A 15895-nucleotide genomic window follows, 5' to 3' on the forward strand; every position below is an offset into this window, starting at 1 on the left:
GTCGAAGCGACAGAATCCCGCGAACGTTCGGGCACGATCCGTCGCTTTCGCCGACCGGACGGCAGGGCGACCCGCGAAGTGTCGCTTCTGCGCACCGGGGCCTGACGGGTACCGCCCGTGCCTGCCGGACGCACGGCCCGGGCACGTACGCTCGTCCCATGGGTATCGACGTGCGCAACGAGATCCGCGACTTCCTGTCCTCCAGGCGGGCGCGGCTCACCCCCGAGCAGGTCGGCATGCCGTCGTTCGGCGGCGGGGTCCGACGGGTCCCCGGACTACGTCGGCACGAGGTCGCGATGCTCGCCGGCGTCAGCGTCGACTACTACACGCGACTCGAGCGCGGCTCGCTCAAGGGCGTCTCGGACAGCGTGCTCGAAGGTCTGGCGAGCGCCCTGCAGCTCGACGAGGACGAGCGCGCGCACCTGTGGGACCTCACGCGCCTGGCGAACTCCGGCGTCAAGGTCATGCACCGGAACGTGCCGACCCGCGTGCGCCCCGGGGTCCAGCGGCTCCTCGACGCCATCACCGGCGCACCCGCCTGGGTGCGGAACGAGCGCGGGGACGTCGTCGCGACGAACGAGCTCGGTCGTGCGCTCTACGCACCGCTCTTCGCCGGCCCCGGACGCCCGGTGAACACCGCGCGCTTCACGTTCCTCGACCCGGCGGCCCGCGACTTCTTCCCGGACTGGGCGCAGACCGCGAAGGACGCCGTGGCCGTGCTCCGGACCGCCGCGGTGTCGAACCCCTGCGAGCCCGGGCTCATCACGCTCGTCGGTGAGCTCTCCACCCGGAGCGAGGAGTTCCGCGGCTGGTGGGCTGCCCACGACGTCCGGATGCAGCGGACCGGCAAGAAGCGCATCGACCACCCGATCGTGGGGGAGCTGCGGCTGTCCTACGAGGCGCTCGACCTGGTCGCCGACCCGGGCCTGACGTTGTTCTCGTACTCGGCCGAGCCGGGCAGCGAGTCCGAGCGGTCACTCGCACTGCTCGGCAGCTGGGCGGCGACGGAGCGGGCCGAGCAGTACGCGGCCCTGCGCGAGTCGGAGTCCGAGTCCGAGTCGGTCGACTGACCTCGACCCCGGACCGCCAGGAGCGTCAGGAACGTCAGGAACGTCAGCCCCGAGGCCGGACCGTCACGCCTGGGGCGGCACGTCGCCGTCGAACAGCTCCGGCGAGCGCATCCGCTCGATGCGCAGCTGCCGCTCCGTCGCCGACAACCGCAGCACACGGATCGCGGCGAACACGAGCACGATGAGGGCGACGGCCAGCACGGCGAGCGCCAGCACGAACAGGGCGTAGAGGACGACGACGAATCCGAGACCACTGTCTGCGAGCATCCGTCGAACATAGCAGCGCGGGTTCGTAGGGTGGGGACGTGACGAGGACCACGGACGGCTCAGCAGGGGACGCGGACCACCGGCAGCACCGCCGGCCCGAACCCGCGTTCGCCCGCGCGGTCGCGAAGGCACTCGGAGACGCCCGGACCGTGCTCGACATCGGTGCCGGTGCCGGTTCCCCTTCGTACGCGCCGACCGATCGCGACGTGACCGCCGTGGAGCCCGCCGGAGAACTGCCCTTCGCCGACGACACCTTCGACGCCGCGATGACGACGTTCTCGCTGCACGAGTGGCACGACCTCGAACGCGTGCTCGCCGAGGCGCGTCGCGTGACCCGGGGCCCCATCGTGGTCCTGACGTTCGACCCCGACCGCATCGAGCGCTCCTGGCTCGCCGAGTACGCGCCCGAGGTGCTGTCGGCCGACGCCCGTCGCCATCCGGCACTGCCGCGGATCGCCGACGCACTGGGCGACGACACCGTGACGAGCACCCCGTTGCCGATCCCGTTCACGTGCGTCGACGGGTTCGCCGAGGCGTACTACGCCCGCCCCGAGCGCCTGCTCGACCCCGGCGTGCGCCGGGCGGACCCGGCGTGGGGCCTGGTCGACGAGTTCACCGTGCGGCGGTCGGTGTCGGCGCTCCGGACCGCGCTCGAATCGGGGGAGTGGGACCGACGGCACGGGTCGCTCCGGATCCGCCCGACGTACGAGGGGTCGCTCGTCCTGGTCACGGCGACGCCGAACTGACCGCGGACGAACATAGCGGCGGCGCTGGCCGGTCAGACCCGACCGTGCCCGGGCTTGACACCCGGTCGTAGGCTGGTCGGGTGAGCTTCCAGGAGGTGGTCGGCGCCCGTATCGCCGGCATCAGGGCGTGAGGCCCTCGGTCGTGCCCTCGGGTGCGGCCGCCCTCGTCGAACCCTGACCTCCTCCGCCCGGTGCGGTGTGCGTCCGCACGCCCCGGGCCCGCACGAAAGCGATCATCCATGCTCCCCATCGTGGAGAAGACCCTCCGCACGTCCTTCGTCAACGCCTCACGCAAGGAGGTGTCCGACCTCACGCTGCCCGCCGGCTTCGAGACGCTCGACTGGGACGCGCTCGACTACCTCGGCTGGCGCGACCCGAAGATCGGGCGGCGTGCGTACGCCGTCGTGCCGACCCTGGACGGCGAGCTGATCGGCGTCCTGTTCCGGCAGGCCGAGGCCTCGCCCCGCTCCCGCGCGCAGTGCTCGTGGTGCCAGGACGTCACGCTGCCGAACGACGTCGCGTTCTACAGCGCGAAGCGGTCCGGGCCGGCTGGACGGAACGGCAACACCGTCGGCACCCTGGTCTGCCAGGACTTCCAGTGCTCGCGGAACGTGCGGAAGCTGCCGCCGCCCGCCTACGAGGGCTACGACGTCGAGGCCGCACGCCTCCGGCGCATCGAGGACCTGCAGCTCCGGGCCGCGTCCTTCGCCGCCGAGGTCTGAGACGCCGGCGTCCTCGGAAGACGCCGCCGAGTCAGCGAGACGCCGCCGAATTCGGGGGCGTCTGACGCTGACGCCGGCGTCTCGCGTCCGCAAACGCGACTGAACGACGGACGGGAGGCCCGTGACGGATCCGCCACGGGCCTCCAGGCCGTCAGGTGGTCGCGTCTACCGGCCGATGGTCGACATGTCGGGGTAGCGGTCGCCGGTCGGGACGGGCAGCGCCGACAGGCGCGACAGCTGGTCCGCGGTGAGGGTCAGGTCGGCTGCGCCGACGTTCTCCTCGAGGCGGGAGACCCGCTTCGTGCCGGGGATCGGGACGACGTCGTCGCCCTGGGCCTGCAGCCAGGCGAGCGACACCTGCGCCGGGGTGGCGCCGGCTTCGGTCGCGATCTCCTTGACCGCCTCGACGATGCGCATGTTCTGCTCGAACGCCTCCTGCTGGAAGCGCGGGTTCGCCAGGCGGAAGTCGTCGGAGTCCAGGTCGGACGGCTTCGTGATGGCACCCGTCAGGAACCCACGACCGAGCGGCGAGTACGGCACGAGCCCGATGCCGAGCTCGCGGAGCGTGTCGAGGACGTCGCCTTCGGGGTCGCGCGTCCACAGCGAGTACTCGCTCTGCAGCGCGGTGATCGGGTGGACGGCGTGGGCCTTGCGGATGGTCGCCGCGCTCGCCTCGGACAGCCCGATGTGCCGGATCTTGCCCTCCTGCACGAAGCCGGCGAGCTGACCGATCACGTCCTCGATCGGGACGGCCGGGTCGACGCGGTGCTGGTAGTAGAGGTCGATGTGGTCGGTGCCGAGGCGACGGAGGGAGCCCTCGAGGGCCTCGCGCACGGACTCCGGCCGGCTGGAGATGCCGCGCTGCTGGGTCGGCGTCTCCTCGCCGGCTTCGTGGTGGTACAGCCCGAACTTCGTCGCGATGACGACGTCGTCCCGGCGGCCCTCGAGCGCGCGGCGCAGGAGTTCCTCGTTCGTGTAGGGGCCGTACGCCTCGGCGGTGTCGAACAGGGTGACGCCGAGGTCGATCGCGCGGTGGATGGTGCGGATCGACTCGTCGTCGTCGGTGCCGGCGCCCGTGTAGAAGGCGCTCATGCCCATGGTTCCGAGGCCGATCGGGCCGACCTCGAGGTCTGCGAGCTTGCGTGTCTGCATGCTGCAGGTCTACTCCCGGTCCACAGGACGGCGGGAGGCACTGGCTGTACCCGCCTCCGCACCGCTACGCTGCGAGGGACGGGGCAGACGCCCCGGGCTCGGGGGAATGTCGTGGTCGTCGTCTGGATCGTCATCGCCGTGGTCGTCGTGCTCGGCGCCCTGCTCATCGTGCTCGAGGTGCAGAACCGTCGTCGGCGGCGAGCGCTCGCGGACCTCGAGGACTTCTCCGACCCCACTGCTGGCGCGCGCGCGATGCACGACGCGGACGCGGCTCGCTCGACGGCCGAAGGGGTCTCGAAGGCCGCGCACCCGGGTGGCAGCGGCGCCGGCGGGATGTTCCCGGGCTGACCCACCTGACCGCTCCGGCGGTTGTCGGGAGCCGCCGGTCGGCGGTCACCCGAGGTGCTCGCGCTTCGTGAGGTTCCTCCAAGGTGCTGGCACGGGTGCTCTGCGCACTGGTGTGATCGTCCCGTGAACCTGTACTTCCGACTGCTCCTGCTGCAGCTCCGCATCCGTCTGCGCCCCCGGGTCGCCGGACGCCGGACATCGCTGTGGGACGAGGTGCGGACGCCGTTCCGGGTCGTGCCCACCGACCTCGACCCGCTGCGCCACGTCAACAACGGCAAGTACCTGTCGATGCTCGACCTCGGTCGGCTCGACCTGATGCTCCGCTCGGGGTACTGGGCGGCGCTCTCCGAGCACGGCTGGTACCCGGTCGTGTCCGCGCAGACGATCACGTACAAGCGGTCGCTGACACTGGGGCAGCGGTTCGAGCTCCGGACCCACGTGCTCGGGGTCGACGACCGTGCCGTGTACCTCGAGCAGACGTTCGTGCGACGAGGTGCCGTGATGGCTCGTGCCGTCGTGCAGGCCCGGTTCCTGCGGCGCTCCGGTGGGACGGTGTCGACGGCGGAGCTGCTCGAGGCCGCGGGCGGGGCGGACCGTGACCTGACCGTGCCGGACTGGGTGCACGACTGGGCGAGCGCGACCCGGATCAGCAGCAGCGCGGCGTAGACAGGTCCGGTGACCGAACCAGCAGGCTCCCGCCGGACGACCGCCACCTCACGCCGCGCGCTCATCGCCGGCGGAGTCGGTCGCACTGGGTCTGACGACGGCCCGGGGACGGTGCGCGCGGTCCGGGTTTCGGCCCCAGCGACACCTCACGCGTCCTGCACCCCGTGAACTGTCGCTCAGCGCGAAACTCGACCGGGCCCACGGCCGGCAGCGCCCTACGATGACCGCATGGACATCGTCGACCTGGTGCTGCCGGACCCTGCCGCGTGGCGCGCCTGGCTCGACGACCACGAGGCCGAACCCGACGGCGTCTGGCTCGTCCTCGCGAAGAAGGGCGTCACGGAGCCGACGACCCTGACGTACGACACGGCCCTCGACGAGGCCCTGTGCTCCGGCTGGATCGACGGGCAGCGGCGCGGGCGTGACGACAACACGTTCCGGCAGCGGTTCACCCCGCGCCGGAAGGCCTCGCTGTGGTCGCAGCGGAACCTCGGCCTGGTCGCGGCACTCATCGCCGAAGGGCGGATGCGGGAGCGCGGGCACGCCGAGATCGAGCGCGCCAAGGGCGACGGTCGGTGGGACCGCGCCTACGCCGGCTCGGCCACCGCCACGGTTCCCGAAGACCTGCAGGCCGCGCTCGACGCCGTCCCCGCAGCCGCCGCACTGTTCGCCGAGCTCGACGCGACGAACCGGTACGCCGTGCTGCACCGCATCACCACCGCCCCGAACGCCACCGTGCGGAGCAACCGGCTCACCAAGCTCGTCGGCGGACTCGAACGGGGCGAGACCCCGTACCCACGGCCCACCCGCCCGTGACACGCACGCCCGCGACCTGCGAACACGGCAAGCGGTCGGGGGACACCGACTCAGGGACCGGCAACGCTTCGGGCGTAGACCGGGGACATGACCACAGGCACTGACACCACGAACCGTCCGGCCGCGTCCTCCGGCACCTTCCGCATCGGCGGCGACCTCGAGGTCAACCGACTCGGCTACGGCACCATGCAGCTCACGGGCCCCGGCGTCTGGGGACCGCCGAAGGACCACGACGAGGCGATCCGCGTCCTCAAGCGTGCCGTCGAGCTCGGTGTGAACTTCTTCGACACCGCCGACTCGTACGGCCCGTACGTCGCCGAGGAACTCCTCAAGGAGGCCCTGCACCCGTACGGCGACGACGTCCTGATCGCGACGAAGGCCGGCCTGACCCGCACCGGCCCGAACGAGTGGCCGCCGGTCGGCCGCCCGGAGTACCTGCGCCAGGAGGCCGAGATGAGCCTCCGCCGCCTGGGCCTCGAGCGCATCGACCTGTTCCAGCTGCACCGCATCGACCCGAAGGTCCCGCTCGAGGACCAGGTCGGTGAGCTGAAGAAGCTGCAGGACGAGGGCAAGATCCGCCACATCGGTCTCTCCGAGGTCTCCGTCGACGAGGTCAAGGCCGCGCAGGAGATCGCCACGATCGTCTCCGTGCAGAACCTCTACAACCTCACCGACCGTTCCTCGGAGGCACTGCTCGACTGGTCCGAAGAGCAGGGCATCGGCTTCATCCCGTGGTTCCCCCTGGCCACGGGCGGCCTGACCGGCGAGGACTCGCCGCTCACCGAGATCGCCGAGCGCAAGGGCGCCACCCCGGCGCAGCTCGCGCTCGCCTGGCTGCTCAAGCGCTCCCCGGTGATGCTGCCGATCCCCGGCACGTCGAGCGTCGCGCACCTGGAGGACAACCTCGCGGGTGCCACCGTCGAGCTGACCGACGACGAGTTCGAGGAGCTGGCGAAGCTGGGTCACTGACCCCGGGACGTGACCAGCAGACGGACGGGAGGCGCGGTGCCAGCTGGCACCGCGCCTCCCGTCCGCTTTTCCGCCCTGTCCAGATCCGCGCTTGCGCAGGCATACCGGGTATGTGGATACTCAGTATGGCCACGGTGGCCCGAGACAGGGGAAGTGTCATGAGCGTTCGGATGGGCGTACTCGCGCTGTTGGTGGGCGGACCCGGCTACGGGTACCAGCTCCGGGGGGAGTTCGAGCACCGCACCGGCGGGAGCTGGCCGCTGAACATCGGCCAGGTCTACACGACCCTCGACCGCCTGGAACGCGACGGCCTCGTGGCCCGCGGCGACACCGACGACGACGGACACGTCGTCTACACCGCGACCGACTCCGGCCGCGAGGAAGTGGCCCGCTGGTTCAGCGAGCCCGTGCCGGCCAAGCGCGGCCGCGACGAGCTGGCGATCAAGTTCGCCCTCGCGGTCACGGTGCCCGGGGTCGACGTTGCCCGGCTGGTGCAGGTGCAGCGCGGTGCCGCGATCCGCAACCTGCAGGACCTGACCCGGCTGAAGCGCACGACCGATCCGGAGACGGACCTGGCATGGTCGCTCGTGCTCGAGTCGATGGTGTTCCAGGCCGAGGCCGAGGTGCGCTGGCTCGACCACGTGGAGTCGAGCGTGGCGCGGTACCGGCCGGACGAGCACCCGGCGACGCCGACCGCTGCCGGTGCTGCCGGTGCTGCCGCATCGTCTGCCGCTGCCCCTGCCGGTGCGGGGAGTGCACGGTGACCGCCGCACCGCTCCTGCAGCTCGACGCCGTGAGCGTGCACTACGGATCCGGTGCGAAGGCCGTCACGGCACTGGCCGGCATCGACCTGCGGGTCGAGCGCGGCGAGATGGTGGCCGTGATGGGCACCTCGGGCTCGGGGAAGTCGACGCTGCTCGCCTGCGCCGGCACCCTGCTCCCGCCCACGAGCGGTGAGGTGCTGATCGACGGCGCCTTCGTGTCCGACCGTCCCGCCAAGGAGCTCGCGGCGCTGCGACGCCGACTGATCGGCTTCGTGTTCCAGGACTTCAACCTGATCCCCTCGCTGACCGCGGTCGAGAACGTGGCGCTGCCGCTCGAGCTCGACGGGTGGAAGGCCTCGCAGGCCCGCCGTGCCGCGGAGCTCGCGCTCGACAACGTCGAGTTGTCGCACCGTGCCGACGCCTACCCGGACGACCTGTCCGGCGGACAGCAGCAGCGCGTGGCGATCGCCCGCGGCGTGGTCGGTGAGCGTCGACTCGTGCTCGCCGACGAGCCGACGGGTGCGCTCGACTCGCAGACCGGCGAGGTCGTGCTCCGCATGCTCCGTCGGCACGTCGACGCCGGAGCCGGAGCGCTCCTGGTCACCCACGACGCCCGGCACGCCGCCTGGGCGGACCGCATCGTGTTCCTGCGCGACGGCCGTGTGGTCGACGAGACCGTGTACTCGGGTGTCGAAGCAGCACTGACGGACCGGACCGCGTCGTGAGCCACGGTCGGCGTGACGGGACCACCCGGACGCCGTTCGCCCTCCGACCGGCGCTCCGACTGGGGCGTCGGCTGGCGTTCGCGAAGGCGGGCCGCGCGGCACTGATCATCGCGCTCATCGGGATCCCCACCGCCGGGTTCGCCGCCGTCGCCGTCGTGGTGCAGTCGACGCAGGCCACGGTCACCGAGCAGCTCGACCACGACCTCGGCCAGGCATCGGCGCAGATGCGGGTGTCCGGTCCGGACCTGCCCGGCATGGTGCAGGACCCCGTCGAGTGGCAGTCCACGGACTCGAAGAAGAACAGCCCCGTCACGAAGTCGGACGAGGACTCGCCCTTCGCGAACGTCCTGGCCCACGTGCCCGACGGCGCGCTGGCGATCCCGGTCGGCGGCGCGCCCGTCGTGCTCCAGGGGCCGAAGGGTCCGATCGGGCTGACGGCCGTGGAAGGCAGCGTCTGGGACCCGTCGCTCGAGGGGCACTGGCACGTGCTCGACGGCTCGAGGCCGACCACCCGCAGCGAGCTCATGGTCACGCCCGCGACGCTCGACCGGCTCGGGGCGCAGATCGGCGACGCGGTGGACCTGACCGACCCGGTCACCAAGCGCTTCACGATCACCGGCACCATGACCGACCTGGGGACGGACCCGGGTTCGCAGGGCGTGTTCCTGCCCTGGGGCACGACGCTCTCGACGACCGACACCACCGACGACGCCGGGCTCACCGACGTCACCGTGTACCTGCCGTCGGACGCCCCGACGTGGTCCGAGATCCGGCAGCTCAACGCGCACGGCATCGTCGTGCAGTCGCGGCCGGTCGTGCTCGATCCGCCGGACGCCCGCCTGCCGGGTGGTGCCGCGGGCTCGTCGCTCGGCTGGTACCTCGGCGCGATGGCGCTGCTCGGCGTCTTCGCGATGTTCGAGGTCGCCCTGCTCGCCGGGGCTGCGTTCCTGGTCGGCACCCGGGCGGACACCCGCTCCTACGCCATCGTCACGAGCGTCGGCGGTGACAAGCGGTTCGTCCGCACGATCGTCGCCGGCTCCGGCCTGGTGCTCGGGCTCGTCGGCGCGGTCCTCGGGGTCGCGGTCGGCACCGGCATCGGCGTGCTCGCGTTCCGATTGATCGACAACGGCAACGTGGTGTCGTTCCCCGGGTTGCACGTGCCGCCGCTCCTGCTGCTGTCGATCGCCGTGGCCGGCGTGCTCGCCGGACTCGTCTCCGCACTCGTCGCCGCACGGTCGGCCACCCGGATCAACGTGCTCGCGGCGCTGCGGGGCTCGCTCCGTCCCGTGCCGGTGAGCCGTCCGGCCCGTCGTCGGCGGCGCATCTGGGGTCCGCTGCTCATGGTCCTCGGAGCCGTGATGACGATGGCGTGCGGCGTCGGCGTGCTCATGCTCAACGACCGCCCGGTGCAGGAGGACCGCTGGGCGTTCGTCGTCGGTGCCGGCGTCGCGATCGGTCCGTGCCTGATCCAGCTCGGGATCGCCGTCTGCTCACCGTGGCTGCTCGCCCTGGTGACCCGGCTCACCGCTCGGGCTGGGCTGTCCGCACGGCTGGCCGCCCGTGACGCCCGTCGCAACCCGGTGCGCACGGTGCCGGTGCTCGCGAGCGTGATGAGCGTCGTGTTCGTGGCGTCGGTCGTCATCACGTGGAGCGCCTCGACCCACGCCCAGTACGTCCGCGGCTACGAGTACCGGACCGCCGTCGGGGTCGCGACGTCCGAGGTGCAGACCGAGACGGAGGAGGGCGGTGCCACCGGCCGCCACGACGCAGCGCTGACCGCGCACGCGGCGAAGGTGGTGGCCGGGGTGTTCGACCAGGACCGCATCCGGGTGCTCGGCGTCGCGCAGGAGACGCCCGGCGAGGCCCCGTCGACCATCACGGTCCCGCACCGGTGGACCCCGTACGACTGCCCGGTGAACGACACCACGAGCTGCTCGTACTACCTGGACACGGCGAGCGTGTCGAGCCCGCACATCTGGACCGGGACCGTCGACGACTACGCCGTGCTCACCGGACACCGGCCGTCCGCCGCCGTGCGGGACGCGCTCGAGGGCGGGCAGGCCGTGTCGCTCTGGCCGGAGTACGCCCACGACGGTGCGGTCCGCATCGACACCTTCCACGACCGCACGTGGGACAGCAAGCCGCTCACGGAGCGCAGCCGACCGGCTGCCAGCGTGTCGATCCCGGCCGTGCTCGACGTGCAGACCCCGCGGATCCAGGTCGGCGTCTTCATGACGAAGGCCACCGCAGAGCACTACGGCGTCCCCGTGGTCGACGGCATGCTCGTCACGACGTTGCCGCAGGACATTGAGCCGGTGCAGTCGGACGAGCTGAGCTCGGCGTGGCAGAGCTTCGGCGGCGACGACCGTGCACGGTGGAGCGGCCCTGCGTTCGCCTACGAGGCCGGTCCGACCGACAGCGATGCGCTCATCCGGGCGATCGTGCTCGCCCTGGCCGCGGCCGTCACCATCGGAGCGACGGCGGTGGCGATCGGGCTCGCACGGTCCGACGGCCGGCGGGACGACGAGGTGCTCGACGCCATCGGTGCCGCCCCGCGCCTGCGCCGAGGGGTGTCGACCTGGCAGGCGGCGATCCTGGCGACGGTCGGCTCGGTGATCGGGACGCTCCTCGGGCTCCTGCCGATCCGCGCCCTGACCCTGCGGTTCACCGAGAGTCCGGTCGGGGTGAACCACATGCCCTTCGTGGCGGACTGGCCGGTACTGGCCCTGCTCGCGATCGGCCTGCCCCTCGTGGTGACCGCCGGGGCGTGGCTGACCTCGCGGGGTCGGCGCCGGGTGGCGGTGCGACGGGCGCACTGACTCGCGTCACGCACACACGGGACGGACTGGAGGCCCGTGGCGGCGTCGCCACGGGCCTCCAGTCCGTCACATGGTGAGCAGGAATGGTCGGGTCGCTGTGCCGGACCCGACCATTCCTGCTCACGAAGCGGCGAGCGCCGCGCTCACGCGAGCTCGGGCAGCGCCTCCGCGTAGGTGCGGAAGTCGCCGCGCTCCGTGTGGATCGCCCACAGGCGGTCGGCGATGGACTCCCCGGAGTGCTCGGGCTGCCCGTCGTCGATGCCGAACGGGATGATGAGCTGGCCGACGTGGACGTCCTCGTCGCGGACGGCGTCGTGCAGCAGCTGCGCGTAGGCGCTCTCGGCCGCGAAGGCGACGGACGTGCCGGTGACGCGGGCTCCCGGTCGGACCGCGCTGCCGCCGTTCACGAACAGGATCGTGCCGTGGCCGAGCGCGCGCATGCCGGGCAGCACCTGGCGGACGGCGTTGACCGAGCCGTAGACCGAGAACTCGATCGGGCCGACCAGGTCGTCCGCCGTGGTCTCGAGCACGGGCCGCATGTACTCCTTGGCGGGCAGTGGGCTGTACTGCAGCACCTCGATGGGGCCGAGCTGCTCGGTGGCGCGCTCGAGTGCGGTGCGCAGGGAGTCCCCGTCGCGGACGTTCGCGGCGAAGCCGGCTGCGGTGTGGCCGCGTTCGCGCAGTTCCGCGGCGAGCCCGTCCAGGCGGTCCTGGTTGCGGGAGATCAGGGCGACGGCGAAGCCCTCGCGGGCGAAGCGCTCGGCGACGGCGAGGCCGAGGCCCTTGCCGGCCCCGACGATGGCGATGGTGGTCATGCGGTGTACTCCTCGTCGCTCACGTGCTCGAGCCAGGTGGTGGTGGTCGCCGGGTCGTCGGCGGCCTCGAGCATCGCGAGGTGTTCCATGTAGTCCGTCGGGGTCGCGCCGTGCCAGTGTTCCTCGCCGGCCGGCGTGTAGACGGTCTGTCCAGCCTGCACCTCGATGACGCGGCCGTCCCGGGTGCCCATCCACGCGACGCCCTCGGTGACGTGCAGGGTCTGGCCCTTGGCGTGCGCGTGCCAGGCGGTGCGGGCGCCGGGCAGGAACCGGACCTTGGCGACGGTCATCGTCTGACCGGGCTCCTGGGGCGAGGCGATCGCGTCGAGGTACACGTCTCCGGTGAAATGCGCCGCCGGGTTCTTGACGGTCGGCTGCTTCGGTTGGATCTGCATGCCGACGACGGTAGGCCGGTGTGCGCACCGTCGGGAGGTGCCGGCAGACCCCCTCAGGGGTTTCCCGACGACGGCGTGTGTGATCGACGCACGACCCGGGAGGATCATCGTGGACACACCCGCCGGAACGCCCCGCAGCCGCCGCCTCTGGTCGGTGGCCGGCCTCGCCGCCGTCGCGACGCTGGCCCTCGCCGCCTGCACGAGTGGCGACGGAGCAGAGCGGGACGGATCCGACCGGGTCGGTTCGCCGTCGGCCCGCGCGAGCGCGCCCGCCGACCTGTCGGCCGGTCAGGTGGCGCTCGACGGTGACACCACCGACGTGGTCACCGGCCTGGAGGCCCCCTGGTCGGTGGTCCTGACCGGTCGCGACGGCGACGCGCTGGTCAGCGAGCGCGACTCGGCCCGGGTGCTCGAGCTGCGGTCCGACGGCTCCACCCGCGAGGTCGGCACGGTCGACGGCGTCAGCCACGGCGGCGAGGGCGGCCTGCTCGGACTCGCACTGCACGACGACGACCTGTTCGTGTACTCGACGGCGGACGACGGCAACCGGATCCAGCGGTACGAGCTGACGGGGAGCACCGGGTCGTGGGGGCTCGGCGAGGCGACGACGATCATCGACGGCCTGCCGAAGAACACGTTCCACGACGGCGGGCGGATCGCGTTCGGGCCCGACGACATGCTCTACGCGAGCGTCGGGGACGCCGGTGCGAGCACGGACGCGCAGGACGAGGAGTCGCTCGCGGGCAAGATCCTGCGGCTCACCCCGGACGGCGACGTCCCCGCCGACAACCCGATCGACGGGTCGCCGGTGTGGACCCTCGGACACCGCAACGTGCAGGGCATGGGCTGGTCGTCGGACGGCACGATGTTCGCGTCGGAGTTCGGGGAGAACACCCGCGACGAGCTCAACGTCATCGAGCCCGGGTCGAACTACGGCTGGCCCGAGGTCGAGGGCACCGGTGGCGAGGACCAGGGCTTCGTCGACCCCGTGCAGCAGTGGTCCACCGACGAGGCGTCTCCGAGCGGCCTGGCCGTCATCGACGACACGGTGTTCGTCGCCAACCTGCGCGGCGAGGTGCTGCGGGCGATCCCCGCCGACGAACCCGGCACCGCGACCGAGTACTTCGCGGGCGACTTCGGCCGCATCCGCACCGTGCTCGAGGGCCCGTCGGACACCCTCTGGTTCGTCACGAACAACACCGACGGCCGCGGGACACCGTCGAGCGGAGACGACCGGATCGTCTCCGTCCCGTTCACGCGCGCGTGAAAGGGGTTCCCGCAGCCCCTCGCTCGCGCGGAACCGCGCGAAGTACCGTGACGGCATGAACCACCGCGACGAAGCGCGCGACTTCCTCTCCAGCCGTCGCGCCCGCATCACCCCCGAGCAGGCCGGCGTCGAGACCTTCGGCACGCGGCGTCGCGTCACCGGGCTGCGTCGCGAAGAGGTCGCACGCCTGGCCGGCGTCAGCATCGACTACTACACGCGGCTCGAACGCGGGAACCTGCAGGGCGTCTCGGACAGCGTGCTCGACGCCATCGGCCGGGCGCTGCAGCTCGACGCCGCCGAGCACGAGCACCTGCGCGACCTCGCGCGGCACCAGAACGAGACCCCCCGCCGCGCCGGTCGCGTCGTCCCGGTGGCCGCCGTCCGGCCCGAGCTGCAGTACCTGCTCGACGTGGTCACGGACGCCCCGGCGATGATCATCAACAACCGGCAGGACATCGTCGCGGCGAACGCGCTCGGCTTCGCGATGCACTCGGACCTGGTCGCGGCACCGGCACGGCCGATGAACTTCTCGCGCTTCATCTTCCTCGACCCGCAGGCGCGGAACTTCTACCAGGACTGGCAGCGGGCCGCGCACACGAACGTCGCGATCCTGCGCCGCGAAGCGGGCCGGACGCCGAACGACAAGGACCTCGCTGCACTGATCGGCGAGCTGTCGATGCGGAGCGACGACTTCCGCGAGCTCTGGGCGGCACACGACGTCCGACGCCACTACGCCGGCGTCAAGGCGTTCCGGCACAGCGTGGTCGGCCCGATGGAACTCCACTTCCAGACGCTCGAACTCGCCGAGGACCCGGGGCTCGCGCTCACCATCTACCCGGCGACGCCGGGCAGCCCGACGGCCGACGCCCTGCGGGTGCTGGCCTCATGGGCGGCGACCGAGGGCATCGCGGAACGGGCGCGCCAACTCGCCTGACGCGGTGGTCGCGACCACCCACGGTCTGGAGGCGCGGCGCGGGCCCGCACCGCGCCTCCAGACCGGTGCCGGTCGCGTCGCACCGCCGTGCCGGCTGTCCACCATCACGACGAGGAAGGGCGCGACCAGCGCATGAACGACACCGGGGCCGTAGCACCTGGGTGCGCTGTTCCGTCGACAGCAGAAGCTGGACCTCCCGGACGAAGGAGCACCCGACGCATGAGCACGGATCACGGGATGACGACGGGCCGGACCCTGCTGTTCGCCGTCGCCGGCGGAGCAGCGGTCGGCAACCTGTACTGGTCGCAGCCGCTGCTCGACGACATCGCATCGTCGCTCGGCACCTCGGCGTCGCTCGCCGGGCTGCTCGTCACGCTGACCCAGGTCGGCTACGCCCTCGGCATCCTGCTCGTCGTGCCGCTCGGCGACGTCCTCGACCGCCGTCGACTCATCCCCTGGGTGCTCGTCGCCTCCGCCGTCGCGCTGCTGCTCGCCGCGATCGCCCCGACCTTCGCGACGCTCCTGGTCGCCCTGGCGCTGGTCGGGCTCACCACGGTCGCCGGTCAGCTCCTCATCCCGCTGGCCGGGGACCTCGCCGACCCCGCGCAGCGCGGACGCGTGGTCGGCACGATCGCGTCCGGGGTGCTCACCGGCATCCTGGTGTCGCGGACGATCAGCGGCGTGGTCGCGGACGCGTTCGGGTGGCGTGCGATCTACGTGCTCGCCGCCGTCGTCGCGGTCGTCCTCGCCGTGCTGTTGCGGCGGGCCGTCCCGGAGCTCGAAGCCCGCGGCAAGGTGCCGTACCCGCAGCTCATCCTGTCGGTGTTCCGTGCAGTCCGGACCCACCGGACCGTCCAGGTCACGCTGGTGATCAGCTCGTCGGTCTTCGCCGTGTTCACGATGTTCTGGACCGCCCTGACCTTCCTGCTGAGCAGCGCCCCCTACGACTTCTCCACCAGCAGCATCGGACTGGTCGGCCTGGTGGGGCTCGCGGGTGCCGTGGCGGCGCAGCGGGTCGGGCGACTGCACGACCGGGGGTTGTCGGTGCCCGTCACCGGTGGAGCGATCATGCTCCTGCTCGTCTCGCTGGTCGTCGCCGGGATCGGTGCGCACTCGATCGTCGTGGTGCTGCTCGCCGTGCTGCTGCTCGACGTCGCCGTGCAGGCCGCGAACGTGCTCAACCAGACCCGGCTCTTCTCGGTCGACCCGGCCGCGCGGAGCCGGCTCAACACGGCGTTCGTCACCTCGAACTTCATCGGCGGCGCGATCGGTTCGGCGCTGGCGTCGGTGCTGTGGAACGCCGGGGGCTGGACGGCGGTCACGATCGGCGCCGCGGTGCTGGCGGGGTTCGCCGCGACGGTCTGGGTCGTGCACCGGAACCGGGGGCTCGTGGTCGAGCCGGAACGCGCCTGACCCCGGG

Annotated in this window: 17 protein-coding genes; 13 read left to right on the forward strand and 4 right to left on the reverse strand. The window is 72.1% G+C overall.

All coding sequences use genetic code 11. From position 1 onward, the window contains the following. Positions 1–158: 158 nt before the first annotated feature. Positions 159–1070, forward strand: coding sequence for a helix-turn-helix transcriptional regulator (locus tag KK097_RS01395; protein ID WP_214543445.1), 912 nt, complete (start codon positions 159–161; stop codon positions 1068–1070). Between the two features lie 63 nt (positions 1071–1133). On the opposite strand, the gene KK097_RS01400 is transcribed toward KK097_RS01395, so the two are convergent. Then, positions 1134–1337 carry a hypothetical protein gene (locus KK097_RS01400; RefSeq protein WP_017887883.1) on the reverse strand — a complete coding sequence of 68 codons (204 nt, stop codon included), beginning with the start codon at positions 1335–1337 and terminating at the stop codon, positions 1134–1136. 38 nt (positions 1338–1375) lie between these two features. Between KK097_RS01400 and KK097_RS01405 the strand changes: the two genes are divergently transcribed. Both KK097_RS01405 and KK097_RS01410 read left to right on the forward strand, forming a co-directional pair. Then, the gene (locus KK097_RS01405) at positions 1376–2083 is read left to right on the forward strand and encodes a class I SAM-dependent methyltransferase (protein ID WP_214543446.1); all 708 of its coding nucleotides are present in this window, start codon (positions 1376–1378) and stop codon (positions 2081–2083) included. Positions 2084–2322: 239 nt separating this feature from the next. Then, complete coding sequence (locus KK097_RS01410; protein WP_214543447.1) at positions 2323–2805, forward strand: FBP domain-containing protein; 483 nt, start codon at positions 2323–2325, stop codon at positions 2803–2805. Positions 2806–2970: 165 nt separating this feature from the next. Here the strand turns inward: KK097_RS01410 and KK097_RS01415 are convergent, their stop codons facing one another. After that, on the reverse strand, positions 2971–3957 hold the full coding sequence (locus tag KK097_RS01415; protein WP_214543448.1) for an aldo/keto reductase: 987 nt from the start codon (positions 3955–3957) through the stop codon (positions 2971–2973). 111 nt (positions 3958–4068) lie between these two features. Here KK097_RS01415 and KK097_RS01420 point away from each other — a divergent pair, with 111 nt between their 5' ends. From KK097_RS01420 to KK097_RS01450, 7 genes are all read left to right on the forward strand, one after another. Beyond that, on the forward strand, positions 4069–4305 hold the full coding sequence (locus tag KK097_RS01420; RefSeq protein WP_214530645.1) for a hypothetical protein: 237 nt from the start codon (positions 4069–4071) through the stop codon (positions 4303–4305). 123 nt (positions 4306–4428) lie between these two features. Further along, the gene (locus tag KK097_RS01425) at positions 4429–4971 is read left to right on the forward strand and encodes an acyl-CoA thioesterase (RefSeq protein ID WP_214543449.1); all 543 of its coding nucleotides are present in this window, start codon (positions 4429–4431) and stop codon (positions 4969–4971) included. A 228-nt stretch (positions 4972–5199) separates the two neighbouring features. Continuing rightward, entirely contained in the window at positions 5200–5787 is a 588-nt protein-coding gene (locus KK097_RS01430; RefSeq protein WP_214543450.1) for a YdeI/OmpD-associated family protein, read from the forward strand. A gap of 87 nt (positions 5788–5874) precedes the next feature. After that, on the forward strand, positions 5875–6756 hold the full coding sequence (locus KK097_RS01435; RefSeq protein WP_214530648.1) for an aldo/keto reductase: 882 nt from the start codon (positions 5875–5877) through the stop codon (positions 6754–6756). Between the two features lie 158 nt (positions 6757–6914). Further along, on the forward strand, positions 6915–7520 hold the full coding sequence (locus KK097_RS01440; protein WP_250896308.1) for a PadR family transcriptional regulator: 606 nt from the start codon (positions 6915–6917) through the stop codon (positions 7518–7520). After that, on the forward strand, positions 7517–8245 hold the full coding sequence (locus tag KK097_RS01445; RefSeq protein ID WP_027466859.1) for an ABC transporter ATP-binding protein: 729 nt from the start codon (positions 7517–7519) through the stop codon (positions 8243–8245). The genes KK097_RS01440 and KK097_RS01445 overlap by 4 nt, the downstream gene beginning before the upstream one ends. After that, positions 8242–11064, forward strand: coding sequence for an ABC transporter permease (locus KK097_RS01450; protein WP_214543451.1), 2823 nt, complete (start codon positions 8242–8244; stop codon positions 11062–11064). Before KK097_RS01445 ends, KK097_RS01450 begins: the two co-directional genes overlap by 4 nt. Positions 11065–11207: 143 nt before the next feature. Here KK097_RS01450 and KK097_RS01455 read toward each other — a convergent pair whose 3' ends face one another. After that, on the reverse strand, positions 11208–11879 hold the full coding sequence (locus tag KK097_RS01455) for an SDR family NAD(P)-dependent oxidoreductase (RefSeq protein WP_214543452.1): 672 nt from the start codon (positions 11877–11879) through the stop codon (positions 11208–11210). Beyond that, complete coding sequence (locus KK097_RS01460; protein ID WP_214543453.1) at positions 11876–12274, reverse strand: (R)-mandelonitrile lyase; 399 nt, start codon at positions 12272–12274, stop codon at positions 11876–11878. The genes KK097_RS01455 and KK097_RS01460 overlap by 4 nt, the downstream gene beginning before the upstream one ends. 109 nt (positions 12275–12383) lie before the next feature. On the opposite strand from KK097_RS01460, the gene KK097_RS01465 reads away from it, so the two are divergent. From KK097_RS01465 to KK097_RS01475, 3 genes are all read left to right on the forward strand, one after another. Then, positions 12384–13541, forward strand: coding sequence for a PQQ-dependent sugar dehydrogenase (locus tag KK097_RS01465; protein ID WP_214543454.1), 1158 nt, complete (start codon positions 12384–12386; stop codon positions 13539–13541). A 55-nt stretch (positions 13542–13596) separates the two neighbouring features. Next, positions 13597–14475: a helix-turn-helix transcriptional regulator gene (locus KK097_RS01470; protein ID WP_214543455.1), complete on the forward strand. Its 879-nt coding sequence runs from the start codon at positions 13597–13599 to the stop codon at positions 14473–14475. A gap of 219 nt (positions 14476–14694) precedes the next feature. Beyond that, positions 14695–15888: an MFS transporter gene (locus KK097_RS01475; RefSeq protein ID WP_214530653.1), complete on the forward strand. Its 1194-nt coding sequence runs from the start codon at positions 14695–14697 to the stop codon at positions 15886–15888. Positions 15889–15895 lie beyond the last annotated feature (7 nt).

Origin of the sequence: Curtobacterium flaccumfaciens (assembly GCF_018598405.1) — a bacterium.
GTDB classification, from domain to species: domain Bacteria; phylum Actinomycetota; class Actinomycetes; order Actinomycetales; family Microbacteriaceae; genus Curtobacterium; species Curtobacterium aurantiacum.

Coding starts and splice junctions, on each gene's coding strand:
- KK097_RS01470 (WP_214543455.1), top strand. CDS start 13,597: ATGAACCACCGCGACGAAGCGCGCGACTTCCTCTCCAGCCGTCGCGCC.
- KK097_RS01430 (WP_214543450.1), top strand. CDS start 5,200: ATGGACATCGTCGACCTGGTGCTGCCGGACCCTGCCGCGTGGCGCGCC.
- KK097_RS01395 (WP_214543445.1), top strand. CDS start 159: ATGGGTATCGACGTGCGCAACGAGATCCGCGACTTCCTGTCCTCCAGG.
- KK097_RS01410 (WP_214543447.1), top strand. CDS start 2,323: ATGCTCCCCATCGTGGAGAAGACCCTCCGCACGTCCTTCGTCAACGCC.
- KK097_RS01455 (WP_214543452.1), bottom strand. CDS start 11,879: ATGACCACCATCGCCATCGTCGGGGCCGGCAAGGGCCTCGGCCTCGCC.
- KK097_RS01475 (WP_214530653.1), top strand. CDS start 14,695: ATGAGCACGGATCACGGGATGACGACGGGCCGGACCCTGCTGTTCGCC.
- KK097_RS01400 (WP_017887883.1), bottom strand. CDS start 1,337: ATGCTCGCAGACAGTGGTCTCGGATTCGTCGTCGTCCTCTACGCCCTG.
- KK097_RS01435 (WP_214530648.1), top strand. CDS start 5,875: ATGACCACAGGCACTGACACCACGAACCGTCCGGCCGCGTCCTCCGGC.
- KK097_RS01440 (WP_250896308.1), top strand. CDS start 6,915: ATGAGCGTTCGGATGGGCGTACTCGCGCTGTTGGTGGGCGGACCCGGC.
- KK097_RS01415 (WP_214543448.1), bottom strand. CDS start 3,957: ATGCAGACACGCAAGCTCGCAGACCTCGAGGTCGGCCCGATCGGCCTC.
- KK097_RS01460 (WP_214543453.1), bottom strand. CDS start 12,274: ATGCAGATCCAACCGAAGCAGCCGACCGTCAAGAACCCGGCGGCGCAT.